Raw genomic sequence first — 26,673 nt, 5'->3', positions numbered from 1 at the left:
GTAAACGTCACATACAGACCGTATTGACAGAATAATTTGAGGTAGTTAAGCGACAGTACAATACGTTAACTTATTCGTGGAACTGCCCGAAACAGACTGAAACGGTCACAGAGCGTTTGTCTTTCTGCCAGCGGTTGGCTGGCAGAATTTTACTGTTACTGCTCCGCTTTTAAAGGTGACTGCTTCAGAGTACACAACCGTTGTACGCTGCTGCACAAAATGCTGGCCCGGTGATTCAGAATGAAGGGCCGGTTGGTTTCTCCGTTTCCGAATTCAGGATAGTAATAAACGGGGTAGTTAACACGCTCTGCAAAATGCTTTACCACCTCTCTATAGAGGCTTTTTTCAGCATCACCTGCATTCCGGTTATAGAACTGGCCAAATACGACGGCGCGTGGATGAAATTTCCTGCTGTACTCAATCTGATGAAGGGTCCGGTCAAGCTGCTTTGCCGTCACACCCGTATCTTCAAGCATCATTATTTTGTCCGTATAAGTGCCCTCATACTTTGTGGAGAACAGCGACTGGACCAGCGTAAGGTTTCCTCCATCCATCTTACCGGTCACCGTTTTAATGGCCTGAAGATTCAGCGGCTCTACGCCGGAGTAATCCACCCCGTGAGACAGCGTGGCAAACACCTCATTCAGGCTGCTGTTAAGGTTAAGCGTTTTGCTTTTGTCAATTTCATTCATATTCATGTTGTAAGCGGCAACAACGCCATGCACGCTGGGCCAGTTCAGTTCATGGTTAACAAAGCTGTGAACGGCGGTCACGTCGCTGAAGCCGACGATGATTTTCGGTGTGGATGAGGAAATACGTTTCCGGCTTGAATGAAGAGCCGGGTAAAGGTTCAGAGCCCCTGAACCGCCTTTGACAAACCATAGAAAATGCACATTCCTGTCGCTGAGCGCGTCGGTAAGCGTTTTTGCCCGTTTCTCATCGGTGTTGACGTAACCAAGCCGGGTGGGCTTCTGGTCAAGATATTGCAGGTCAGTGACGTAGCACAGGCGTGAGAACGCCTCCTCAATCTCAGGGATGACCTTTTCGTCGTACTGCGACGAGCTTGCAATCAGGTATATTTTGCCATTCTGACCGGAACACTCTTTTTTCACAGGCGTTTCGGTGGGAACCGTGTTCTTCTGGACGGGGGGATGCGATGGGAGCGTACAGCCAGCCAGTGAAAGCAAAAGGAGAGGTAACGATAGTATTATGGTCTTTCTGTTATTTACCTGAATCATTTTTATCCTCCTGAATAATATGTTGAATACTGTAATTGCCTCCTGACAGCGGTGAATAAGAAAGCCCTGCAGGGAATCCCGCAGGGCTTTTGTCTGCTGAAAACGGTAGCTGTTCAGGGCATGCCGGCTGCCCGTGGGGCAGAACCGGGCCCGACCCGATTACGTCCGTTTGTTTACGTCTGTCAGTTTTCCCTGAGGAAAACCGAGCGGTGCCGGGTGCCTCCCGGTGAGTCAGGAAAAGCCACAACCTGACCCGCTTATTGGCCAAGGCTTTCACCCCTTTTGTGGCTTAGCCCCGCCGCTGAGGGGGATTCACCGCCCGGGTAAAATAACACACCTCCCGCGAAATTCTGGCATTATCCTGCTTAACGCCGGCACTGAAAACCGGTGTCCAAAACAGTCTTTTCATAACGGTGGTAACCGTGACAGCCAGGGCTCAGCGCCGGTCAGCCGCCAGTACTGAACGTCAGTGAGGGTTTGTCAGGAGGAAGAGTCTGCCGTATGCCCCGTCATGCCCTACGCTCATTTTTAGTGCCGTCTGGCATCTGGTGCGATAAGGGGAATGCTGATAAGTTAAGTAATTCTGAATTATTTCTGACTGAACAGGATGCTATATACCCGTGAGGATTCTGACGATTCAGTACGTACGCGGACTGGCGGCATTGCTTGTGGTCATTGCCCATAATTCTGCCTTTCTGGGTGATTACTGGGTAAGCCACATTCCCGGCGCCCTGGGCGTCGATGTTTTTTTCATCGTCAGTGGTTTCATTATGACGTTCATCACCCGCCAGGTGCCGGAGGGAGCCGGTACATTTTTAATTAAGCGTTTTTTCCGCATATGGCCTCCTCTTTTCCTGGTCTGGCTCGCCTCGATTGTTTTTGTTTATCCTGAACGTACCATCGGCCAGATGTCATGTGTCCTTTATTTCTGTCTTCAGGATTACAGCAGTCAGGGGCCAACGTTTGGTTTCAGCCCGCTGGGGCCCCCCTGGACACTGTCCTATGAAGTCATGTTCTACGCCGTTTTTGCCCTTTCCATGCGTCTCAGTTATCGCTACCGCAGCTGTCTCTGTTCGCTGATTTTTATGACTGCCATGGTGGGATTTCAGCTCGCCTACAACGGCAGCTTCAGCCTTTCCTCACAGATGTCACCCGAAATAGCTGTCTCACACTGGTGGCAGGGCTGGATTAAAATTGGCAGTAACACGATTGTTTCTGAATTCATTGCGGGTATGTTTCTGGCAGAAGTGATGGTGAATGACAAAATAAGCGACTCCCGCGTTATCCGGGCAGTGGCGTGGGTGGCTCTCGCTTTAGCCATCACTTTTGTCACCCTCACCGGGCCGCAGGTTTTCGGCATGAGCGGGGGCTTCTGGCCGGCGCTGGTAATTATGGCTTCGGTCATTACGCTGAGCTGCCATACAAAAACCGTAAATATTCGCGCGCTGTCATTTCTGGGTGATATTTCTTACTCACTTTATCTGGTTCATTACCCAGTACTGATTTTTATAATAAAAGCGTTACCGTCATCAGCGCTACAAAACGGAAATCCTGCTGTTTTTTTACTCTCAGTTGCAGTAAGCACCGTAATAGCGTCAGTGATGTTCAGGCTGGTTGAAATACCCTCTGTGCAGTTAGGGAAAAAAATCACCAGGATCATCTTGCTAAAAAGAGCCCCCCAAGGCGGCCAGTCTTAAGGGGAAAAGTCATTTGAGTCGGACACACCAGCGGGGCCGGACTGCACCTGTAAACACCATTATTGGGCGAAAGCGGAGATGTAACAAATCATGTACGGTAGCTGATTGCGCTTTCGGTTAGCCGCTGCGGCAGGGGCCATGCCACTTCGCTGTATCTGTATTGAGTGACCCAGTCAGACAGGTTCAGACGTTCCTGTTGCGCAGGTGGAATTCACATTTTTTGCGCGGCAGTTCTTTAACTGCTCTCAGGCGCGTTTCAGCCTTGCCAGGGCGACACTCCTTTGGAGTGAGTTATCAGGAAGATGTGTTACATGTTGTTCTGAAAGTGAAAAATGCGTGATTCCGACAGACGGCCATCTTTGGCCGGAACAAACCGGAATCTGTGGATTAATTTAATCAAAAAACGCGTTTAGGCCACATCGGAATCTATGACTGGTCTGGGCCGGAATCTTTACAGCATCAGATATATGTATTGATGAAACCAGACTTCGCTAATTTAACGCCAGTTTTTATGAAGTTTTTTCCTGAACGGGGTTCAAAATGATTCATGAAAAAAAGCACGTAATGTGGACCGTTAGCCTGATGAGTTTAAACTTACTGTCGTTTTCATCAGTGGCAGCCACTGTCTGTGATTCGGTTGCCGATGAAGATTCACAGACCGTCACCAGTCAGGAAACCGAAGAATGTACGGTTTCGCCGTCACTGGGTTTTTTCTCGGTGGCTCAGGGTGCTTCTGTTGATGTTACCCGTGAGGGTGTGGGGGGCGTCGCGGTCTATATTCCGGATAACAATCTGGAAGTGTTTGGCAATGATGGCACCATCACTTCTGCTTACACGGGTATACGCATAGCCAGTAACGGGCCTGGAGTGTCAAACGAAACTCACATTGATGACTTTATTAATGACGGACTTATATCCGTGACCGGAGGGACAGGTATTGCCGCTGTGTATAACGTTTCAGGGTTTATTGGTGATTTTACAAATAACGGAACTCTACAGAACGATTCAGCAATCACCAGCCTGGCTCTGAACAGTGACCTGACCGGGAAAGACAATTACACCACGGCTCTTTATAATCTTTCATCGATTGATTCGGTGCTTAACAGTGGGGTAATCAGGGCGGCGACCGGCATCACCAACCTCACAACGAGTGGAATAACCAACCGGATAGGCCAGATTAGCAACTCAGGCATCATCTCGGGCACCGTCGGCAATGGCATTCTCAATGAAGGAACAGTGGGCAGTATTATAAACGAGTCTGCCGGAATCATTCAGGGCGCAGACACCGGAATCAGCAATGCCGGAAACATCTCTCAGATTGAAAACAGCGGTACAATAAGAGGGGGAAACTGGTCTGTTTATAACTCAGGTAATATAAGTGGCGGTGTTCACAACTCGGGATTGATTGACGGGCCGGTATACCTTGGTCACTCAGCAATATATATCAGTGGCTCCAGAGCAGTTATTAACGGTGCAGTGACTGGTCAGGCTGGCTCCAACGTGTCCGTGGGCGACGGCAGTAACAACGCAGCTTTCACTGCCACGAATAACGTCAGCGTAGACAACATTACCGTCAACTCCGGCAGTTCGCTGACCCTCTCTTCCTCTGCCCGCTGGGCGGCTGTAAACGGTACAGTAAACAACGGCACCCTGACGCTGGAAAATGGCAGCGTGCTTGAAGGCGCCCTGTCCCAGAATGGCACGCTTCTTTTTAGTACTGAAAAGACCGCGTCCTCCACCATCAACGCCAGCCTGACCAACCGCGGGAGCCTTGTGCTGAACCCGACCCCGATCAGCGCCGGCAATACCCTGACCGTTAACGGTGACTATACCGGACTTCCTGGCAGCTCAGTATCACTGGGCACCGTACTGGCCGGAGATGACTCCCTGACCGACCGTCTGGCGGTGACCGGGAATACGCGCGGTGCCAGCACCCTCTTCGTGACCAATGAGAACGGCGGTGGCGCTCAGACGCTGGACGGTATTCAGCTCATCAGCGTGGGCGGACGTTCTGATGCGGTATTCTCGCTGGGTAACCGCGTGGTCGCAGGGGCCTATGACTACAGTCTGCGTAAAGGAAACGTGTCGGGCACTGACCCGGCAGGCTGGTACCTGACAAGTTTCACCTCCGTGTTGCCTCAGCCCCAGCCCCAGCCCCAGCCCCAGCCTCAGCCTCAGCCTGTTCCTGAGCTGGTCAGAATGTACCGCCCGGAAGCGGCGGCCTATACCGCCAACCTGCAGGCGGCGAGTACCCTGTTTGACCTGTCAATGCGGGATCGCAGCGGCGAAATGCGCTATACCGACCCGTTAACGGGTGAAAACCGGACAACCAGCCTGTGGATGCGCAACCTGGGCGGACACGGGCGGGCATCAATGGCAGATGGACAGAATAGTACTCAGACTAACCGCTACGTGCTGCAACTGGGCGGTGATGTTATTCAGGGTTCAACAAACGGTACGGACACGCTTCACGCCGGCCTCATGGGCGGATATGGCAGGGCAGACAGCAGCTCGCACAACGGTCTCACCGGGCGGGACGCGAAAGGCCGCGTGAGCGGATACAGCGCAGGGGCCTATGGCACGTGGTACCAGAACGCGGAGTCAAAGACCGGCGCGTGGGCAGAGACGTGGGCGCAATATAACTGGTTCCGCAACGAGGTATCCGGCGACATGCTGCCGGTGGAGCGCTATAACAGCCAGGGGCTGAAAGCGTCGCTGGAAGGAGGCTACGCGTGGCAGGTAAACAGCTGGCAGAGTGACACCGGTATGGAAAGCCGGGTATTCCTTGAGCCGCACGCGCAGTTCATCTGGTCCGGCATCCGGGCGGATGACCACACCGAGGCGGGCGGCACCCGCGTGCAGGATACGGCAAACGACGGCGTTACCACCCGCCTCGGACTCAGAACTTACCTGAACGGGAAAAGCCGGGCAGACCAGCAGACCGTGCGCGAGTTCCAGCCGTTCGTGGAAGTGAACTGGCTGCACAATACACAGGTGTACGGCGTGCGCATGAACGAGGACGCGGATGGTGTGCGGAGGAGCCGTAATATCGCGGAGCTGAAAACGGGCGTGGAGGGGCGTCTTTCGCAGAGTCTGACGGGCGCCGTGGTATTCACCCAACAGGCCGGGGCCGGTGGCTACCGCGACAGTCAGGGTTCACTGCAGGTGAGCTACCGGTTCTGAGACATCATCCTGTTGCAGGCGGCAGGGCAGCTTTCAAGGGCAGCAGGTCACTCAGTCGGTTCACCGGCCAGTCCTGAATGTGACCGAGCACGTAACTCAGCCACGCCTCCGGGTCGATGCCGTTCAGCCGGCAGGTGCCGATGAGTGAATACAACACGGCGGCCCGGTCACCGCCGCTGTCGGAGCCGGCGAACAGCCAGTTTTTCCGGCCAAGGGCTACCCCGCGCAGCGCGTTCTCTGCGATATTGTTGTCGATTTCTGCCCAGCCGTTGCTGCAGTACAGGTTCAGCGCGTTCCACTGTTTCAGCAGGTAGGCAAACGCCTTCGCCGTATCCGAGTGGCGCGACAGCACCGTCATCTGCGCCTGTATCCAGTCATACAGCGACTGCATCAGAGGGACGGTCTGCGCTTTCCGGACCGCCAGCCGTTCCTCTGCCGGGCTTCCGCGTATCTCCGCCTCGATGGCATACAGCTCGCCGATGCGCTTCAGCGCTTCGGTGGTGATACCGGTCGGCGTGCGGGCATGAACGTCGTGGATTTTTCGCCGGGCGTGCGCCATGCAGGCCGCCTCCGTGATGCGACCGTCTCCGTACAGCGCGTTATAGCCAGCGTACGCATCTGCCTGCAGGATACCGCTGTACCCCTCAAGGTGCTGCTGCGGATGCATTCCCTTACGGTCCGGTGAGTACGCGAACCAGACCGCGGGCGGAAGTTTCGACCCCGCGTTGCGGTCATCCCGCACGTACACCCACAGCCGGGCCGTGCGCGTTCTGCCGCTGCCCGGCTCCTGAACCGGTACCGGGATATCGTCGGTGTGCACCTTGCCCGGCATCAGCACGTACTGTTTCAGCAGGTCATACAGCGGCGCCAGCAGTTCACTCACCGCGCCGGACCAACGCCCCAGCGTGGCCCGGCTAAGCTCCACGCCCTGACGGCGGTATATTTCCGACTGGCGGTAGTGAGGCGTGTGCTCCGCGAACTTCGCCGTGACGATGCGCGCCAGCAGGCCCGGGCCGGCGTAGCTGCGCTCTATGGGTTTTGACGGCATAGCAGCCTGAACGATATGGTCGCACCTGCGGCAGGCCAGCTTCGGACGCTGTGTTTCGATAACCTTAAAGGCGCTGCTGATGAGCTCCAGCTGCTCCGACGCGTCGCAGCCCAGCGGGCTGAGCTTACCGCCGCACGCCGGACAGGCGGCTTCGGCTGGCGACAGAAGGCGGATTTCACGGGGAAGTGAGGCCGGCAGCGGTTTACGGGCGGAAGACTGGCGCAGCGGCTGCGGGAGTGCCGGGTCATGCTGCTCACCCAGAGCTTCTGCCATCTCTTCCTGCAGGGCGCTGATGCGCTCCTCTGCCTCTCGCACCTGACGCGCTGCTTTCTCACGCAGCTTTTCGGAGCTTTTGCCGAACTGCATCCGCTGCAGCTTCGCGACCAGCGCTTTCAGCCGGCTGATTTCGCTGGCGTACGCCGCCACCCGTTGTGACAGGAGGCGGTTGTTTTCGGCCATCTGCTCAAGGCTTCGCTGCTGTGTGTCCAGCAGCGCCCTGAGGCGGGCATTTTCTGCAGAAAGTGAGCGTTCCATGCGCTCACATTACGCCGGTTCAGATGCGCAGGCCAGGAGGATTTATCCGCTGCGGATGCTTCCAGTTAATGCCTTCCAGCAGCATGGCCAGCTGGGCCTGCGTCAGGTGCACCCTGCCGTCCCGGTTCACCGGCCAGACGAAACGCCCCCGCTCAAGGCGCTTCGTAAAAAGACAAAGACCATCGGGGTCTGCCCAGAGGACCTTAACCATATCGCCGCGCCGGCCCCGGAAGATGAACAGGTGGCCGCTGAAAGGGTCGGCACGCAGCGTGTTCTGCACTTTCGCCGCCAGCCCGTTGAAGCTGCAGCGCATATCCGTCACGCCGGCAACCAGCCAGATGCGTGCGCCTGCCGGAAAGCTAATCATACCTCACTCCCACGGATTGCACTGACCAGCGCCCGCAGCAGCTCCGGTGTCACGGGGCCGGTCAGGCTCAGGGTGCCGCCAGGCAGCGTCAGCTTACAGCTGATAACGGGGGGCGAATCCGGTGTGCCGCCGTTCTGCCTGACCGGAACAGGAAAAGGCTCAACCGTGACGGGTATCATCCCGGCGCGCGTGGCAGGGTCCAGCAGGCCCTGACGGTGCAGGTTACGCCAGTTAAATACCAGGTTATCGTTAACGCCATGTTCCCTTGCCAGTGCTGCCACGCAGGCACCCGGTTGCAGGCTCAGCTCCGCCATGCGGATTTTGAACACCATTGGCCAGTCCGGACGACGTTTTTTGACGGGCAGGTTTGTTTCCAGATTGAAAGCATAGAGCTCCTCCTCAAGCCGTTCCGGTGTGTAGTCTTCGGGTAGTGGCCAGTTAATACCTGTACGACGAAAACGCTTGAACATTTTATGCGTAGCGGAAGTGCTGATATTCAGTTGCTCAGCGATTTCACGGTAGGTCAGGGCATCGTTAAACCGCAGGCTGAGAGCGTTGATGATCCAGGGTCTTCTGGTGTAAGGCGTGTTTTTGTCCACGGTAGTGTCCATGTTCGCGAAAGTGTCCATGGTAGGAAACAAGGGGAAAAATGAAAGACGGTCTGAATGAGCCGCTTACCTTTAAACCCAATTTCTGAGGACATCTTTATGCTGGCACTTTCTCCTGTCTGGCACGGGCGCGCCGTTGCTGTCCGTCGTCTGGCAAATTTCGTCCTGCAGACGCTTGTGATACATCCTGCGCTGCTTTTCTTTCTGTTGTTTTTGAAGATTTCGACGGGCGCCGGCAGCGGCGGCCAGATGCTCCTGAACTCTGCTGAAAACCTGGTGCGTGATGCGCCGGCCTCGCAGGTCTGGGGGTGCCACCCGTCCCCGAAACCCATGCCTTCTGACTTATCCGGCACAGCGAAAACAGGCTCTACTGAAAAGTTCCCAGAGCTGAAGCCCGCTCCGGTTCCGGTTCTGTGCAAAAGGGAGCCGGTGAACCGTGATGCGTGGGTTGAACAGACCAACAACACGTTGTGGATGCTCTACAAGTCCGGCGTATTACTTTCTCTCTGCCTGAGCATGTTCGTGTGGGGATATCGGGGACATGAAAAAGGAAAAAAATCATGAATCATCTGCCAGTTATCGCCCTGTTTTTCATGTCGGCAGTCATCTTCAACTGCCTGCGAATGCTCCTGAATTACTCTGCCTCACTCACGCTCGATGTGCTGGTGACAGGAGCCGTCACCAGCGGCACCATTGCCGGTGTCCTGGCGATATTTTCCCTCGTTCAGGCACTCCGGCGGGGCCGGCGTCCGGGAGTGGCCGGACAATGAAGCGAACAATTCTGCTGGGTTCTCTCTTGCTGGGGCTGTCGTTTACGGCAGGCGCGTCCACCGTTGCGGATCAGATTGCCGCGATGGAGAAGACAAAGGCGCAGCGCGGTGCGGTATTGCCGGACTTCGGACTCCCTGTGGCGACGCCGCTGCGGCGTGGCGCACCTAAAGCGCCTAATCCGATCACGCTTCCTGACGGCAGAACGGCAAACCTGAACGATTATGCCGTGGTGGTGTTTATGCAACGCAGCTGCACGCACAGTGCCAAATTTGACCCGCTGCTGAAGGCATGGGCGGATGAGGCAGGCATAAAGGTCTATCCCTACACGCTGGACGGATACGGTGACAGTTCATTTCCGGTCGTGCTGATCCCCCGTAAGGCCGGACCGAACGAGCCGATTGCCGGTGAGATTCTGACATTCTTCGGTAACGGGCTGCCGATAGCGACCCCGACCACATTCATGGTTAACGTGAACACTAACGTGGCCTATCCGCTTTATCAGGGCGAGGCCGACATGGCCACCATAAGCCAGCGCCTGACCCTGATGATCGAAGCCGATATTGATCACCTTTCCCCGGACACATTAGGGCCGGTTCCCAGCAGCGGAGCGCTGACGCCTCAGTAACCCGCCGCGCTGTCACCCACGGAAAAAATCATGACTGAACATCCCCTGACGCTCTCCGGACTGGAGACGGCGTTACTGCTTATCTGCGCCTCGTTTCTGGCAGCGGCCGGGCTTTATGCCTGGCTTGTCTGTGAGTTCACAGAAGGCGGTTTGCTGATTCTGACAACCGGACCGGATGCCGGATTGCTCAGCGCCGTCCGGGACTTTCCGCTGCTCTTTCTGTTTTCCCTTGCCGGGGGATCAGGTTGTGGCGCGCTAATCAGTATCACCCTCCGGCGGAACGGGTTTATGACGCAGTGGAGTAAATGATGATGAATCACTCAGTGGGACCGCTCGTAAAAGGAAAACGCAGAACATGAAAATCAGGCAGTTCCTTCTTTCAGCCTTCACAGCGCTGACAATCAGTAGTACGGCTCAGGCCGACGTACAGGGTGACCTTAATGGCTATTTCAGCAGCCTTGGATTTGACGGCAATGTTTCTCAGGCACAGGCATGGCAGGGACAGGCGGCGGGCTATATCACAGGCGGCTCAATTTACCTGCGCAACCCCGTCAAGCAGGTTCAGCTTATCTCGATGCAGGTTCCCTCACTCAACGCGGGCTGCGGTGGCATTGACGCTTACCTGGGCTCATTTTCGTTCATTAACGGCGCGGAACTGCAGCGGTTTGTCAAACAGATAATGAGTAACGCAGCCGGATATGCTTTTGACCTGGCGCTGCAGACAATGGTCCCTGAACTCAAGCAGGCTAAGGACTTTTTGCAGAAACTGGCCTCAGACGTCAACTCTGCAAACATGAGCTCCTGTCAGGCAGCGCAGGGCATCATCGGGGGCCTGTGGCCCGTGTCACAGGTATCAAATCAGAAAATCTGCCAGGACATTGCCGGCGAGAGCAACATTTTTTCAGACTGGGCGGCATCCCGGCAGGGCTGTACGGTCGGCGGACAGGGCGACAGCGTGACCAGCCGGGCCTCTGACCAGATGAAAGATCAGGTACTGAAAAACAAAAACCTTATCTGGGACGCGCTGGGCCGCAACCATCTGTTTGACGGTAATAACGAGCTCAAAGAACTGGTCATGAGCATCGTCGGCTCCATCGTTTTTAACGCACAGGGGCAGGTCACCATTCTGACCCCAATGGTGGATAACCGGGACATCATCACCGTGCTTATGCGGGGCGGAAGCGCGAAAATCTATGGCTGTGACACGATGGACCTCTGCCTCGGACCCACGGTGGGGACGGTCAACATCAGCAGTGATGCTGCACTGGTGACGCAGGTCCGCAACATCATGCTGTCACTCGACAGTAAACTGACCAGCGATACCCCGATGACTGACCGTGAAAAAGGGTTCATCAACACGACGTCGGTGCCGGTATTCAAATATCTGACCAACTCCCGGAGCATGGGCATGAGTCCGACCTATCTGCTCCAGGTCGCGGACTTTATTGCGCAGGACATGATGATCCAGTACCTGCAGGAGCTGGTAAAGCAGGCCAGCCAGTCCCTTGCGGGTAAAAATTATCCGGAACAGGCGGCAGGCGAACTCCGCTCAAACGTCCTTAACGCCCAGTCCCTTCTCGCACAGATGAAGCTGCAGTCTGCTGCGGATCAGAACGCGCTCGACGGCATCGACCGGAACATGCAGTACCTGCAGCAGCAGGTGTCCACCATTATCTCAACCTCCTATCAGAGTAACTATCGCTGGGGAAACGGCAATGACTGAGGTTTACACGATTTACGGCGGAGACATGTGGCGGCAGATGTTTAACGGCGTCGTCACCATACTGGGCTCCGATACGTTCACCACGGTACTTCACATCGTGGGCACGTTCAGCATCCTGGGCGTAATGGTCACATTCACTAAAACGCGCAACCCGATGGCATTTCTTCACTGGCTGGGTATTTTCATGCTGATCACTTCCGTCCTTCTGGTGCCGAAGCGCAGTGTGCAGATAATCGATATCACCGATCCTGCAGCGGTGTATGAAGTGGATAACGTGCCGGTCGGGCTGGCGATGATTGCGGGCCTGACGACAGGCACAGGTTTCGGGATGGCTCAGTTGTATGATTATACTCTGGCGCGTCCTGATTCCCTGACGTATACCAAATCGGGCATGCTGTTTGGATCGCAAATCGTCGCGCAGTCGTCAGATTTCCGCACGCAGAATCCTCAGCTGGCCGCGCTGCTTACTGACTACGTTGAAAACTGCGTGATCGGCGACATCATGCTGAACAACAAGTACACCATTTCCCAGTTGCTCAACAGTACCGACCCGCTGACGCTTATCACCAGTAACCCAAGTCAGCTAAGGGGCATTTTTCAGGATACCGGTAATGGCCGGCAGTTTGTAACCTGTCAGCAGGCATCTGTCACCATGCGTTCGCTGATGAACGACGACATTCGTGTTGGAGGGCTCAGCTGGCACACGCTGGCTACGCGAATTTTCGGTAACCGCGTCAGCGCAGACACGCTCCTGGGTAATGCGATGAACGACAGCTATGGCTTTTTCTATTCAGGTGGCCAGAGCGCAGCGCAGATTATGCGAAACAACGTGACCAATGCCGCTATCCGTGACGGATGGAAAGGCTTTGCGGCGCGTTCGTCTGATACGGCAAACCTGGTGAATCTGGCCACAGAATCCAGCATGACCAAACAACGACTCAGCTGGGCCTCTTTCGGTGTCGTCATCGGCCGTACGCTGCCTATTTTCCAGTCGCTGATGATGCTGATCCTGATTGGGCTTTTCCCGCTGGTGATTGCGCTTGCTCTGACCAACCACACCATTTTCGGGGTAAACACGCTGAAGATGTATGCCGGTGGCTTTCTGTACTTTCAGATGTGGCCCGTGATGTACGCCATTCTGAATTCAATGATGAACTTTTACCTGCAGTCGAAAACCGGTGCCACGCCTCTGGTACTTGCCAACGCAGATCAGGTCGCGCTTCAGCATTCGGATGCAGCCAATATAGCGGGCTACCTGAGTGCATCGATACCCGCGATGTCGTTCTTTCTGACGAAGGGTGCAGCGTCGGTGGCTTCTCAGGTGGTCGGCGGAGTTATCAGTTCCGGCGCGTTCTCAACGGGCGGGCAGGCCTCCACGACAGCAGACGGCAACTGGTCATTCAACAACATGTCGATGGATAACGTGAGTGCCAATAAGTTCGACACCAACGTCATGCAGCGCTCCGGACAGCAGGCTTTCCAGACCAGCAATGGCGCGATGCACACGCAGACGGCCGATGGCCACAACGTTTACGACACCAGTGGGGCTATCTCAAATCTGCCGGTTAACCTGAAACTCAGTTCGCTGGCGAGCAGCGGTTTCTCCGAACAGTCACGTCAGGCCCAGCAACAGGCGCAGACGGCTCTGGACGGTTACAACCACAGCGTAACCAGTGGCTTCCAGCAACTCGAACAGTTCAATCGCCAGAGCGGAACCAGCGACACAATCACTAAAGGAAGTGATAACAGTGTGACCAGTAATGAAAGTCGTGGAATCAGTCAAATGCAATCTGCTGTTGAGAGTTACGCGAAGTCACATAATATTTCTCAGTCAGAAGCGTTTAACAAGTTAATGGATATCACCAATACGGGAAGTGCTGGAGCAGGAGGCAGGGTTTACGGCAAATTTGATAGCGGTGACATGCTGGCAGGCAAGCTGCCTAAATGGGCAGCAGGCTTGAGTGCAGGAGCGGAGGTTAACCTGAATGCTGACTGGCGTCACTCTTCAGGCAGCTCCCACGGTACGCAGGACAGCCACGCCGAAGGGCATGATTACCGTAAGGATCAAAACAGCCAGGAGGCGAAGGATTTCCGTCAGGGCATGGACATGGTTACCTCAACGCGCCTGAGCGAGTCGGGGAGTCACAGCAACAACGAGTCAGATTCGAAAGTGCAACAGTTCGCGGCCACGCTTAATGATTCCAAGAGTCAGTATCATCAGTTCACCGACAGCACCACGCGGAGTCAGGAGTTCAGCAGGATGGCCACGCTCGCGCAGAACCAGAGTGCCAGCCTGGACGCCAATTACAATCAGGAGTTTGTGGACTGGACCACAGCCAAGTACGGCAGCGATGCACAGCATGTCCTGACAAACGTGAATACGGCCCAGACTGCAGCGACCGAATTCATGAAAGAGCGTCTGGAACCGGAGATCATGCAGAACTATGCTGGGAGAACAGAGCAGACCGCAACGCAGGCGCTGACACCTTCCGGTTCGTTACCTGCAGTCACGGGTAATGACAGTCAGGACTCGTCACATGATCCGGTACAGGTAAATCATCGAGGTCAAAACGAATCAGCGAGAACAGTTCACCAGGGGAGCACCTCTCATGGTCGCAATAGTGGGTCAGGTGAAAACAGCCAGGTCTTAAACGAGCGGAACATTACTCCCCGAGGTAGCGTAACCTCACCGGCAATCGCACAGGATTACAACTCAGGAGTAAGCCGTGTAAATGAACAGGCTGGCTCACTGAATACGCCACAAAACATCGCTGATAAAGTGGCAGACAGAAACTTTGAAAATACGGGAAAAATAGGAGACATTAACCGGGAAATAAGCAAAAATAAAAGCACTGTTCAGGCATCCAGTGATATACTCAAAAGAGAACATCTGGGAGCCGTCAACAACCAAAGAATTGGCCGTACTGAAGAAGATATAAAGCAGACCAATTATGGTACAGAAATGGAAAAAAACGATATGTTCAAGGAAAAACTTGAACAGTTTAGACGATCTCAAAATAAAGCTTCTTAATTTGGTTCTGGAGGGGGATGGAATATGAAAAGTGTTATGGCGTCGGACATAAGTGCTGATTTATCTATGTTAGTGGATGGATTCAGTTCTGACACAAGGATGATTCCTTCCTCCTCTAGTATGCTGAAAAAAAGTCTTACAATCCCTGCTATAGCAGTAATGCTTAGCATAATAAGCTCCGCTATTGTCTACTTCACTGGCTACAAGCCGCAGATGGATTTGCAAGGTTTCATAAGCTATTTCATGACAGATGGTTGGATCATCGTGGCACCAACAATTCCAATCGGTTTGTTGTTTACTTTGATGGCTTATAACAATGTGCTCTTGTACATGAGTATTCCAGAAAACGTTCGTAAGAAGTCATTGGTTATTGAGCATTTGAGGAAGATCGTTAAAAGAACAGTCAATTTTTTTGTAACTCTTATGATTTTGGCAACCATTTTGTCAGGTTATTCGAATTGGTTTGCTTTCTCAATTTCTGGATTACTATTCGCTTTATTGTTTGTTGTAAACCTTTTAGTTGGAGCGGAAATAAACCGGCTAGGCGCAGGATTCGCCATTGAAAAAATCTCAAATTTCATCAAAAAGATTTAAGTTTCAAACTCTCCAGCCGATAACCCTTCCGTCTTTCTGACGGAAGGGATCACCACCAAAGAATCCCTCTGAAGACATAACCAACGGGCAACTGCGCCCTTTTTTTTCGTTTAACAAGGATACTGAAATGAAAAACCGTTCATTTTTTGTGGCGGCCATTGCTGCTGCATGTCTTGTGCTGTCTGGTTGCGGTGCAATGAGCACAGCAATTAAAAAGCGTAATCTCGACGTGAAGACTCAGATGAGTCAGACGGTCTGGATGGAGCCTTCGAGTGAAAAAACAGTCTGGGTTCAGGTACGCAATACGTCCGATAAAGATATGAGTGACCTGCAGACCATGATCTCCAACGACCTTCGGGCAAAAGGTTATAACCTGTCCAGCAGCCCTGACACCGCATTCTACTGGGTTCAGGCCAACGTACTTAAAGCAGATAAAATGGACCTGCGTCAGGCTCAGGGCTTTCTGACCAGTGGTTATGAAGGCGGAGCTGCAGGTGCAGCGCTGGGCGCAGGTATCACTGCCTATAACGGAAATTCAGGTGGCGCAGTGCTCGGAGCTGGTCTTGCCGTAGGCCTTTTAGGCATGGCGGCTGATGCAATGGTGGAAGACGTCAACTACACGATGGTGACCGATCTGCAAATCTCTGAGCGCAGTAAAGCCGCCGTCACCACTGATAACGTTGCCGCTCTGCGTCAGGGTACTTCAGGCATCAAACTGCAGACCAGCAGCGAGCAGGGCAACCGCCTGAAATATCAGACTCGTGTGGTTTCAAATGCCAACAAGGTCAATCTGAAATTCGAAGAAGCCAAACCGGTGCTTGAAGCCCAGCTGGCGAAATCAATTACTAACATTCTCCCGTAACTGCATTACCCGCGAAGACGATCATCGCATAACTGCATCGATATCCTGACTGCCGCCTAAACGGCGGCGGTTACAGAAACAAACGGCATGCGTCTGAGGACGACAATACAACGTCTCTCCTGACAACCGGACGTGTGCCGTCCTAATCCTGTACCTGCCACGCCTTCTGCAAGACAAAAAACGCGCTCATGTTCAGACACCGGGCGTACGTGCCTCATGTTTTACCGCAAACGTTTCGCCTCCTCGCGCTGGCTTACTGAGCCAGCACCTGCGGCGGGCGCTGCATTAAAAAAGACGTTCTCAATCCTTTCAATCCTCTCATTCAACTTTGATAACAAGGTGATACCTATGCTGCAATTTAACGGCGCACCACGCACCCTCATTACCTGGTTTACTTTTTTCCTCGCCTGGAGTGCATTTGTTCTGTGCCAGTTCGGCCAGCCAGTGATTCAGTACATCATGTCGCACAGCGACTTTTTCGCGTATGACGTAGCCATGCGGAGCACACAAAACGGCCTGACGCCGCCGGGAATGATCTCTTTCCTGATGGCACTGCTGACGTTGACGGCCGGTGCCGTGCTGTCGGTACTGACATTGCTCTGCTGGAATATTCTCTTCGCAGTCTGTGGCCTGCCGGTTCTGGCGGGATGCTGGTTGCTTAAGCGTACTGGTTTTATTCGCAAAATTCCGGGCTGATGCTGTAAGCCCCAACGCCGGTTATCTCTTTCCTGCGCTTCCGTTTCACTGTAACCCCAGCCCGCTCCTGCTAACCGGGGCGGGCCGCCTGCGCGCGTCTGCCGGAGTTATTCCATGAGTTTCACGCCTAAAAATCTTACTCAGGGCGGTCAGATAACGGCCTACCGCCTGCGAATGTTCATACAGGTCAACCAGTGGATTTCACACTGGATGTTGTTGTTTTTTGTTCTGACGACGCTGGGCTCGTTCTGGTACATCACCCCGGAAGATACGCTACGAAACGGCTTCTGGTACTGGACGGGCTATGTGCAGTCGGGCTTTATCCGGCTGATGCAGCACGACGGCCCGCCCGTGTGGGATATCCGCTGGCACTGCGAACCCGACAGAATATGCACCATTAACCTTACCCTCGCTCAGCTGCTCGCAAATCCCTGGATGCAGGAGCAGGGTGCGCTGCTTATTCAGAATCTCAAACACTGTGCCTTCTGGTGCGGCGTGGCGGCAATGGCCCTTTTCAGCCTCGTATTCTGGTATGTGGGACGGATAGGCAAAAAAGAGAGTGCGGATGAATTTATATCCGGTATGGAGCTTACCGATGACCTGAAAGAGATTAACCGGCTACTCAAAAAGGCCGGAGAAAAATCAAACCTACAGGTGGCCGGGCTTCATATGGTCCGCAATGCTGAGATCATGAATTACCTGATTCACGGAACCGTCAATGTCGGGAAATCCACCATTATCCGTTGGCTGCTTGATTACATCCGCAAGCGGGGTGACCGCGCCATCATTTACGACTCGGGCGGTACGTTTGTCGAAACGCACTACGACGAACGCGTGGACAAAATCCTGAACACGCATGACAGACGCTGCGAAAACTGGGTGCTGTGGCGTGAAGGCCGCGAGGTCGTGGATTACGAGAACATGACGGCAGCGCTGATGCCGGTTGAGGGCGATTCGGACCCGTTCTGGGTTTCGTCTTCCCGGACTATCTTCAGTGATACGGCCATGCAGTTCGCATCGGACCCGGATCGCAACATAGAAAAATTCCTGAAAACCCTGCTGTCCATCGACCTGAAAAGCCTGCGTGAATTCCTGAAGAACACGCCCTCCGCCAACCTGGTGGAGGAGAAAATTGAAAAAACCGCCATCTCGATACGCTCGGTGCTGACCAACTACGCCAAGTCGCTGCGCTACCTGCAGGGGCTCGACAAGGAGGGTAAACCGGAGTTCAGTATCCGGGAGTGGATGACGGAGAAGCAGTATGACAACAGCTGGCTCTTTATCTCCACCACGGCACGTCACCGTAAATCTGTCCGCCCGCTTATAACGATGTGGCTCTCGCTGGCCACATTGTTTATCCAGAGCATGGGCGAGGACAGCCAGCGCCGGGTGTGGATTATCGGCGATGAAATTCTGGGCCTGCAGAAACTCCCGGATTTGGGCGAAACGCTTGCCGAGGGCCGTAAGTTCGGTGCCTGCTTTGTTCTGGGTATTCAGAACATGCCCCAGCTGATTAACGTTTACGGCCGCGAAATGGCCAGAGCCATTTTTGACCTGCTGAACACGCGCTTTTACGGCCGCTCTCCCAGTTCTGAAGTGGCAAAAATGGTGGAGGAAGATCTGGGCTATCAACGCCGGCGTGAAGCCCGGGAGCAGAACAGCTTTGGTCTGGCGCAGGAACGTGACGGTATTTCTATCAGCAAGGACAAGGTCAGGGAGCCGGTTGTTGATTATGACAACATCATGAAGCTGCCCAATCTGCGCTTTTACGTCCGTCTGCCGGGCGAATATCCGGTAGTGAAACTCAGCCTGAAGTACCGCGAACAGAAAAAATACCATCCTGCGCTCATCGAGCGTGATTTCAGGGACAACCTCAGTCCTGAGCTGGAAAAAATCATCAGCCGGAACGAGCGGGATGCCGTCAACCTCGGCCTCCGCTTTCCGACCGGCGATGAGCATCTGGAAAGGGGGGAGGCTCCAGCTCCAACCACTAAAAACATTTTTTCAACTGAAAACCCTGCGCCGGCAAATGCAGTCAACGTCGCCTCTGCGCCGGCTGCTGACGCCCGTGAGCAGCAGACCGTACAGGAAATGCAGACCCCGGTTAAGCCAGTGCAGACCAAAGCACGTTCAGCGCCTGTGGAGGAACCTCAGCGGGCGGGCACCGTAAACGCCAGTAAACCCGCAGGCAATATACCGCAACGGATTGATGAGCCTGAGTCCGGAAGAAGGTTGCCGGACAACGTCAGGGCTTTTCCTGGTCGTATCCCGCAGGCGCCGGTCAGCGCAGAGAGCGCGGCCAAACGTCCCGATGACAGGCCGCAGTCGTCCGTTCCGGCCGATGAAAAAACCGTCCTGCCTGCCGCAAAATCTTCCGTTTCTCCTGCAAATGCTAAGTCACCGGTGAGAACGGCGAGCGCGCTTGAATTGCTTGCACAGCGTTCAAACAAGCCTGCGACAGGTGATGAATCAGCGACGTCTGATGAGGCCGCTCAGGGGGAGGCACCCGATCTGCAAATGCTGGCAGAAAAAGACGATGCCGGTCAGCTGATTGTGCATACGGCTGGCCATCAGAAAACCGGTCCCGACAGCAGGGAAGAGGCTTACGCCGATCAGTACCGGCAGGCCAACTACAAAATGGCTGACGATGAAAAGAACATCCTGCGCCACCGTGAAGATTACGAGGCCTGGCAGGAAATGGGAGAACATCATGAACCCGGAGGGTATGAAAGATGATGACCGTTGCGTCGGTGGCTTCGGCCGCCGATGCTGCCAGCTACTACAGCAGCAAAGATAACTATTATTTTCTTGATGATCTGGAAAGTCAGTGGCTGGGCGAGGGGGCAAAAGAGCTGGGACTGGAGGGACCGGTTGACCTGCAGACGTTCACAGACGTCCTGCACGGTAAGCTGCCGAACGGCGTCGAACTGGGCAAAGAGGTTCAGGGTTCCCACGTCCACCGGCCCGGCCATGATCTGACGTTTTCCGCACCCAAAAGTATATCCATGCTCATTCTGGCCGGTGGCGACAAGCGCCTGCTGGATGCTCACCATGAGGCAGTAAAAGATGCGCTGGGGGTGATTGAAAACCTGATCAGCGCCAGGGATACAAAGGACGGCATAACGCGCATTGTACCCACAGAAAAAATGGTGGCGGCACTGTTTACCCATGACACGTCCCGTAACCTTGATCCGCAGATACATACCCACGCCGTCATTGTTAACGCCACTGAGCTGGACGGCAAATGGAAGGCTCTGTCCACCGATTATATTCACGGGACAGGATTTATTGAGACGATTTACAAACACCAGGTGAAGTTTGGCCAGATTTACCGCAGCTCGCTTAAAGGGAAAACCGAAGCGCTGGGGTATGAGACTGAACTGACTGGCGGGCCTCATGATCTCTGGGAAGTTAAAGGCTTTACTGAAACTGTGCTGGAAGAATTCTCATCACGGCACAGGGAAATTCACCTCAGCGTGGGTGAGGAAGCCAGCCTGAAAAGCCGCGATGTGGCGGCGCTCGATACCCGCCAGAGAAAACAGTCTCTCGATCGCTATGGTGAGGATGACGCAAACCCTAAAACGGTGCCTGAAAACAATACGCCGGCCGTTCGGGATGAGCGGACGCCGTTGCAGGTTAAGGCCGACGCCTTAAAAGAAACTGGCGGTATCAACAAAGCTGACAGTGTCTCTCCGGAAACTGCAGGTAAAGTCATCAGCCATTCCGGCGGGCCGGACGTCTCCGGTTCAGGCCTCCCAGATAAGGTTTCCGGCAATGAAGAACGGCAGGTTACAGGCACGCTTAACGACGATCTGGCCAGAAGGAACGATTATCCTGAAAAGGCGTCCGGGCCAGAACGTTTCAGTACAGATTCAACCGAACTGCCGCTGACTGAACCCGCGCTGGCAGATGACAGAACGGGCAATGCAAAGAACCACGACATGACACCGGTTCAGGATGAGGAGCCCATTGCCAAGCCCGAAACTGAACGGGGCCGCAGCCGTCTTCAGGAGCGCTGGAAAAGCCAGATGGAGAAGCTGGATTTTGACATTCAGGAAGTCATCAGTGAGGCGAAATCTCGCGAGGTGCAGCAGACTGAACCCGAGGCGGATATCAGCAAAAACGCCATCTGGTCAGTTCAGGAAGCGATTTCAGTTCTGAGCGACAGTCAGACGCGTTTTACCTACGGCGACCTGCTGGTCACCGCGTTCAGTGCAGGCGACTACGAAGAAAAGATACCGGATTTGAAACGCGCCCTTGATGAGGTGATCAGCAGCGGCGAGCTTGTCCCTCTGGATGCGGAAAAGGGCGTATTTACGTCTCGTATCCACCTGCTGGATGAGCTGTCATTACAGTCTGTGGCTGCCGATGCGGTCAAAGAAAATGTTGTGGCCAGCTTCCGTACGCCGAAAAGTGAAGTCCCCGCGCGTTTCGTTCAGGCTCTCCAGTCACCGGTGGCCATCCTTAATTCGCCCTCATCTGCTCTGCGTCAGCGTGAAACCGCTGAAAAGCTGGTGACATTGTCACGTGCCCACGGGCGAGATGTGATGGTCATGGCCAGTTCTGCAGAGCGTGCGCTGTCACTCGGTAAATCAGATTTACTCAAAGATAACCTGATGCACCGCAGCCGAATTCTGGACAGCAGCTTTACCCTTACGCCACAGAGCACGCTTGTGGTTGAGGGGGCCGAGCGACTGGGCCTGAAAGAAATGCTCGTGCTGACCGGCGAGGCACTGGAGAAGAATGCGCAGCTGCTGTTCCTGGACGGAGCCGGCCGCACGTCGGCAACCAGCGCACTGTCGGTTCTTGAACAGTCCGGTGTGCCGCGACTCTCCCTGAGCGAGCCCTCGTCCGGGCTGGAAACCCGCGTTATCAGTATCGCGGACAAGCGCGATCGCTATCAGGCGCTGGCCACGCGTTATGCAGAGCTGAGCGGTCCGGAAACCGCACTGACGGCGACGGTCGTCGGCGAACGTGAACAGCAGCAGCTGAACGATCAGATCCGTTCGGCGCTTAAAGATGCCGGTAAACTCGGACGGGAAGAGGTGACTGTTGAGGCGCGTATTCCTGTTTATACGTCCGCTAAAATCCGAAAACTTACCAGTACCTACCGTCCCGGGCAGGTACTGGAGGACAGATCGGATAAAAACGAAACACGTCATTACGTCATCGACCGGGTTCATGAAAAAAGCCGCCAACTGTCACTGGTTGACTCCGATGGTGTTGAGACGGTACAGGACATCCGGAAGCTCACTGGTGACTGGCGGCTCTTTGAGCGTGAATCATTGCAGGTCGCAGGCGGCGAGCGGCTCTTTGCCGTCGCCGGCGACAAGGCGGCAGGAATTAAGGCGCGCGATCGGCTGACGGTTGAGTCCGTCAGCGACGGCCAGATAACACTGTTGCGTGACGGACAGAAAAAGCCGGTACGGGTTGAAACCGGTCGGCCGCTTTATCTGACCCACGCCTATGTGTCCGCCCCGGGAAGCCAGGACAATGACCGTGGCATGGTTCTGGCCAGCCTCAACGGCCGCGATCTGACGGCCAACATGATGAACAGTCTTGCCCGCTCTGGCCACGAAGCCGAAGTGTTTACGGGGGAGCCTCTTGTCCGGGCAGAAGACCGGCTCGCACGGATGCGTGCAACCCGTTCTCCGTTGTCTCTGGTCCGCCAGGCCAGCGGCAGGGATGACGCAGCAGAAGCACTGACTGCTCTTAAAAGCGGCCTGCAGACAGACGTTCAGAAGGCGTTTTCGCGCGCGGTTGAGCAGATGCGTGATGTGGCCTTTACTGAGGTCGAACTGCTCAAGGAGGCAATGAAGTTCGGGCCAGGCGTTCCCGATCTGCAGAAGCAGTTTGACCAGCAGGTGGCCGACAGGGAGCTGATCCGCGTACAGGCCGGTGGCGAGTTCCGCTACGTCGCCCGCGCCACCTGGGAGATGGAGAAAACCATCGTCGGGGAAATCGCGGCCGGAAAAAACGCAGTGCCTGCCCTGATGCAGAACGTCAGTGGTTCGGTGACGGCGGGACTGACGGCTGGCCAGACTGATGCCACGCGGCTGATCCTTGAGAGTAAGGACAGGTTCACTGCCGTTCAGGGCTATGCCGGTACGGGTAAAACTACCCAGTTCAGGGCGGTTAAAGCTGCGCTGGACACGCTCCCGGATGGCTCCCGGCCACAGATAATCGGGCTGGCGCCTACGCACCGGGCGGTGAAGGAAATGCGCAGCGTCGGCATCGAGGCGCAGACCCTGAAGTCTTTCATCGTTGACTGGCAGCAGCGCACGGCTGCGGGTGAAAGCGTCCGCTTTGAAAACACGCTTTTCCTCATCGATGAGTCTTCCATGCTGGGAAACCAGGACACGGCCGTGGCTTACAATGCCATATCGACCGGAAACGGCCGGGCGGTGTCGGTCGGGGACATCGCGCAGTTCACCTCGCCCGAGAGCGGCGCACCGTTCAGGCTGGTTCAGGAGCGCAGTCCCATCGACGTTGCCGTAATGAAAGAAATCGTCCGTCAGCGTGATGAAAACCTCAAATCTGCGGTTTACAGCGTTATCGAGAACAAGGCAGCGGCTGCGATTGAGAAAATCATGCAGGTCCAGCCCTCTGCGGTTCCGCGTGCAGCCGGCGTGGTACAGCCGGAACGTTCTGTTACTGAAACCAAAGCGCCGGTGGAGGCCATCGTTGCGGACTACATGGGGCGAACGACAGAGGCAAGGGAAAAGACCCTGATCATCGCACAGCTGAACGAAGACAGGCGGGCAATCAATCAGGGCATTCATGACAGGCTGTTTGAGGTGAAGGAGCTGGGTAATAAAGCCGTAAACGTTCCTGTTCTGGAGCGTGTCACGGGCGGCAGGCATGACTTTAACCGCACGTCATCCTGGAAGTCGGGGCAGGTGGTTATGGTGAACGACAGCTATCTCAGTGTGACGGCTGTTGATTCGGGTATTAACCGCATCGTGTTACGGGATGAAGACGGCAGGACAAAGTTTTATTCACCGGCTGAACTCAATGCCACGGAGATCGAGGTTTTTGAACGCAAAAGCCTGGAGCTGCGGGTTGGCGACAGTCTGCGCATGACCAAAACGCAGAAACAGGCCGGACACACCGCACATGAACAGTATCGGGTACAGGCGCTACGGGATAATGGCGAGGTGGTACTGAGGAGTGCAGCAGGGGAAAAGGTCATAGAGCCGGGGAAGGTAACTGCAGACCAGCATATTGACTATGCGTGGGCGGTAACGGGATACGGTGCTCAGGGGGCCAGTGCAGAGTACGTCATTGCGCTTGAAGGTACTGAGGGGGCACGTCAGCGCATGAGCGGTATGCGCGCCTTTTACATCAGCATCTCCCGTGCGGTTGACCACGTACAGATTTACACGGACGGAATGGCAGACTGGATGGCCACGCTTCGTAACAGGGATAACGGCCCTGAAACGGCGCACGACGCCATCGATCCTCAGCCTGAACGCTCTCAGGCAAGACTTATCTGGGGTATGGGAAAACCGGCGTCAAAAACGGCCATAGGCCGGACCTTTCTGCGGGAGCATGGGCTTAAAAACAGTCCGTTAACCGTGCGAATTATCCCCCCCACTAAAAAGTATCCGGAACCCCACCTTGCCCTGCCGGTCTTTGACGGCAATGGCAAGACTGCCGGCGTCAGTCTCTACCCGATCAGTGCGGACGCTGGTCAGATGACAACAGGTGTGGGCAGGGAGCTGGCCACCCGCGAAGCGCAGGCTGCTGTGCTGCAGAAAAGCCGGAACGGAGAAACGATGATAGTCACGTCACTGGGGCAGGGGCTTGACGCTGCCAGGACGCATCCACATACCGGCGTTATCCTTCAGACCGGCCGTAAAACACCGACTGACAGGATGCTGAAAGTCGCCGGTGGCCAGCCAGAACGGGCATACCGTTCCGACGCTGCGCTGGTGAGCCTTGTGCAGCATGAGTTAACGGATATGCTCAGAAATCTGCCTCCGGATGGTCCCGTCCGCGACGAGTCAGCCCTGCTGCAGGCGGCCCTCGCGGCGCTTGAAAAATCACAGGGTGCGTCGCTCTCACTGCCCGAAACGGACCGGTCAGAGCGGGCAGGAGAGCCCGATATGAAAGCGCTGGCCAGAAAGCTGGCTACCGAAGCCGCCAGGGAAGACATAAAGCTACCCGAAAAAACAGAGCCGGACGGAATGGCGGAGATGCAGAAGCTTGCGAAGCAGCTTATGGCTGAGGCTCAGGCTGCGGTGAAACTGCCTGAAACTGATGCTGAAAAGGAGAAGCTGAATTCACGACTTCTGACACGCGTAGTGGAGTCGGTTAAACAGCAAATACCGGCATTACCAGGGGAAAAGGAACCTGACTATGCACGGCTTATCGGTCAGGCTGCCGGCGAGCTTTCGTCGCAGGGAGGTCTGACTGCGGCTTCAGCCAGTGCGGTGCTCAGTGCACTGGCGAGCGGAGGCCTGCCTGGTGATATTCGTCTGCCTGCTGAGACGGGCGGTGCGGGTGCCATACCGGCATCTGTCATCCGGAAGGCGACAGAAGAACTGGACCGGTCTGTGCAGGCTCCTGTCAGGGCGCAAGCCGAACTGTCGGAGCGCGCCATTGCCAGCGCGGCGCGTGAGCTTGAAAGACAGAGTCAGCCTACCCTGCCGGCAGAAGGACGTGGCAGGGAGCGTGAAGAACCTGTCCCTGAGATTACCCGCAATATTCAGAAAGAGCGCTGATACACATGCAGGGCAGTATCACGGCCCTGCAGCTCGCGAAAGCTGGCGCAACAGCCAGCCATTAATTTCCCTGAATTCCTGAAAGAGAAAGCAGAATCTTATGAAAAAACACCTGAAAATGGCGGCAGTGATGCTGGCCACTGGCATTTCCTGCGCCGCCCAGGCGGCACCGACGTCTGCAGCAGAGGACTTTACGCCTGCGCAGCAGGCCCGAATCGGCGAAATTGCGGCTGACTATCTGGTTGCGCATCCGGATGTCCTGATTGAAGTCAGTAAAAAGCTTCAGGCTCGCCAGGAAGAGATGAAGCAAAAGGCCTTTGTCGGTGCGGCGGTTAAAGCCCACCGGCTGCTGATGCAGCTCGACGGCGTGCCGGTGACAGGCCCGGCTGACTCAAAGGTGATCGTGACGGAGTTTTTTGATTACGAATGCATTGCCTGCAGCATGATGTCGCCGGTGATGGAAAAGGTGATGGCCAGTAATCCGGATGTCAGGTTTGCATTCCGTGACTGGACGATATTTGCCTCCCGTTTCCCGGAGTCCACTCAGGCCTCCCGACGTGGTCTGGACGTATTCAGGCAGAAGGGCGCTGCGGCCTATATGGCTTATCACAACGGCATTTACCGGACAGGGCACAATGAGGGAAAGCTTACAGCTGAAGACATAGAAACTGCTGCGAAAACAGCGGGTGCAGGGCCTGAAAAGCAGGAGGATTATGCAAAATCTGACAGCCTGATTGCTAACAATGATTCTCTGGCTGAGATGCTGGGGCTTTCAGGAACGCCGGGGATTATTGTCATGCCGGCAGAGAATGCCAGCCCGGAGAACACAACGGTCGTACCGGGCGTGGTCAGCGAAGCGGTGATGCAGCATGCCATCAACAAAGCGGCCGGAAAGGAAGGAACGCCCGGCGACAGGATTGCGCCGCCGGGACTGTATCAACGGAACTGATCGTGCTCGCCCCCGGGTTCT

At 55.1% G+C, this 26,673-nt stretch carries 18 protein-coding genes; 14 read left to right on the top strand and 4 right to left on the bottom strand.

Features of this window, described 5'->3' with window-relative positions:
- Nucleotides 1–155 precede the first annotated feature (155 nt).
- Nucleotides 156–1,112 carry an LD-carboxypeptidase gene (locus tag NXS97_RS00300; protein ID WP_259231502.1) on the bottom strand — a complete coding sequence of 319 codons (957 nt, stop codon included), beginning with the start codon at nucleotides 1,110–1,112 and terminating at the stop codon, nucleotides 156–158.
- A gap of 746 nt (nucleotides 1,113–1,858) precedes the next feature.
- On the opposite strand from NXS97_RS00300, the gene NXS97_RS00295 reads away from it, so the two are divergent.
- Both NXS97_RS00295 and NXS97_RS00290 read left to right on the top strand, forming a co-directional pair.
- Nucleotides 1,859–2,935 carry an acyltransferase gene (locus tag NXS97_RS00295; RefSeq protein ID WP_259231500.1) on the top strand — a complete coding sequence of 359 codons (1,077 nt, stop codon included), beginning with the start codon at nucleotides 1,859–1,861 and terminating at the stop codon, nucleotides 2,933–2,935.
- Nucleotides 2,936–3,517: 582 nt separating this feature from the next.
- Complete coding sequence (locus NXS97_RS00290) at nucleotides 3,518–6,118, top strand: autotransporter outer membrane beta-barrel domain-containing protein (RefSeq protein ID WP_259231498.1); 2,601 nt, start codon at nucleotides 3,518–3,520, stop codon at nucleotides 6,116–6,118.
- 4 nt (nucleotides 6,119–6,122) lie between these two features.
- On the opposite strand, the gene tnpC is transcribed toward NXS97_RS00290, so the two are convergent.
- From tnpC to tnpA, 3 genes are read right to left on the bottom strand one after another with little or no spacing between them, the layout of a single operon-like run.
- Entirely contained in the window at nucleotides 6,123–7,700 is a 1,578-nt protein-coding gene (gene tnpC, locus NXS97_RS00285) for an IS66 family transposase (RefSeq protein WP_259231496.1), read from the bottom strand.
- Nucleotides 7,701–7,719: 19 nt separating this feature from the next.
- Entirely contained in the window at nucleotides 7,720–8,067 is a 348-nt protein-coding gene (tnpB, locus tag NXS97_RS00280) for an IS66 family insertion sequence element accessory protein TnpB (RefSeq protein WP_058702782.1), read from the bottom strand.
- Entirely contained in the window at nucleotides 8,064–8,678 is a 615-nt protein-coding gene (gene tnpA / locus NXS97_RS00275) for an IS66-like element accessory protein TnpA (protein ID WP_259231492.1), read from the bottom strand. Before tnpA ends, tnpB begins: the two co-directional genes overlap by 4 nt.
- Before the next feature lie 96 nt (nucleotides 8,679–8,774).
- Here tnpA and NXS97_RS00270 point away from each other — a divergent pair, with 96 nt between their 5' ends.
- From NXS97_RS00270 to NXS97_RS00215, 12 genes are all read left to right on the top strand, one after another.
- A complete protein-coding gene (locus tag NXS97_RS00270) occupies nucleotides 8,775–9,239 on the top strand; it encodes a hypothetical protein (RefSeq protein WP_201252995.1) in 465 nt (154 codons plus the stop codon).
- Nucleotides 9,236–9,445 carry a hypothetical protein gene (locus tag NXS97_RS00265; protein ID WP_259231489.1) on the top strand — a complete coding sequence of 70 codons (210 nt, stop codon included), beginning with the start codon at nucleotides 9,236–9,238 and terminating at the stop codon, nucleotides 9,443–9,445. Before NXS97_RS00270 ends, NXS97_RS00265 begins: the two co-directional genes overlap by 4 nt.
- Entirely contained in the window at nucleotides 9,442–10,071 is a 630-nt protein-coding gene (locus NXS97_RS00260; RefSeq protein ID WP_259231488.1) for a conjugal transfer protein TrbB, read from the top strand. The genes NXS97_RS00265 and NXS97_RS00260 overlap by 4 nt, the downstream gene beginning before the upstream one ends.
- Before the next feature lie 30 nt (nucleotides 10,072–10,101).
- Nucleotides 10,102–10,380, top strand: coding sequence for a hypothetical protein (locus NXS97_RS00255; protein WP_259231487.1), 279 nt, complete (start codon nucleotides 10,102–10,104; stop codon nucleotides 10,378–10,380).
- Between the two features lie 46 nt (nucleotides 10,381–10,426).
- Nucleotides 10,427–11,794 carry a conjugal transfer pilus assembly protein TraH gene (gene traH, locus NXS97_RS00250; RefSeq protein ID WP_259231486.1) on the top strand — a complete coding sequence of 456 codons (1,368 nt, stop codon included), beginning with the start codon at nucleotides 10,427–10,429 and terminating at the stop codon, nucleotides 11,792–11,794.
- Nucleotides 11,787–14,825 carry a conjugal transfer mating-pair stabilization protein TraG gene (gene traG / locus NXS97_RS00245; RefSeq protein WP_259231484.1) on the top strand — a complete coding sequence of 1,013 codons (3,039 nt, stop codon included), beginning with the start codon at nucleotides 11,787–11,789 and terminating at the stop codon, nucleotides 14,823–14,825. The genes traH and traG overlap by 8 nt, the downstream gene beginning before the upstream one ends.
- A 24-nt stretch (nucleotides 14,826–14,849) precedes the next feature.
- Nucleotides 14,850–15,419 (top strand): hypothetical protein, encoded by a 570-nt coding sequence (locus NXS97_RS00240; protein WP_259231482.1) that lies wholly within the window; start codon nucleotides 14,850–14,852, stop codon nucleotides 15,417–15,419.
- A 127-nt stretch (nucleotides 15,420–15,546) separates the two neighbouring features.
- Entirely contained in the window at nucleotides 15,547–16,281 is a 735-nt protein-coding gene (gene traT / locus NXS97_RS00235; RefSeq protein WP_259231481.1) for a complement resistance protein TraT, read from the top strand.
- A gap of 348 nt (nucleotides 16,282–16,629) precedes the next feature.
- Nucleotides 16,630–16,977 carry a hypothetical protein gene (locus NXS97_RS00230; protein ID WP_259231480.1) on the top strand — a complete coding sequence of 116 codons (348 nt, stop codon included), beginning with the start codon at nucleotides 16,630–16,632 and terminating at the stop codon, nucleotides 16,975–16,977.
- Between the two features lie 114 nt (nucleotides 16,978–17,091).
- Nucleotides 17,092–19,713, top strand: coding sequence for a type IV conjugative transfer system coupling protein TraD (gene traD, locus NXS97_RS00225; RefSeq protein ID WP_259231479.1), 2,622 nt, complete (start codon nucleotides 17,092–17,094; stop codon nucleotides 19,711–19,713).
- A complete protein-coding gene (gene mobF, locus NXS97_RS00220; RefSeq protein WP_259231478.1) occupies nucleotides 19,710–25,703 on the top strand; it encodes a MobF family relaxase in 5,994 nt (1,997 codons plus the stop codon). The genes traD and mobF overlap by 4 nt, the downstream gene beginning before the upstream one ends.
- A gap of 100 nt (nucleotides 25,704–25,803) precedes the next feature.
- Complete coding sequence (locus tag NXS97_RS00215) at nucleotides 25,804–26,652, top strand: DsbA family protein (RefSeq protein ID WP_259231477.1); 849 nt, start codon at nucleotides 25,804–25,806, stop codon at nucleotides 26,650–26,652.
- Nucleotides 26,653–26,673: the final 21 nt, after the last annotated feature.

This window comes from Pantoea sp. B623, assembly GCF_024814475.1.
In the GTDB taxonomy this organism is placed as follows: domain Bacteria; phylum Pseudomonadota; class Gammaproteobacteria; order Enterobacterales; family Enterobacteriaceae; genus Pantoea; species Pantoea ananatis.
The sequence above is the reverse complement of the archived record's forward strand: the minus strand, read 5'-3'. Positions and strand labels throughout refer to the sequence as shown.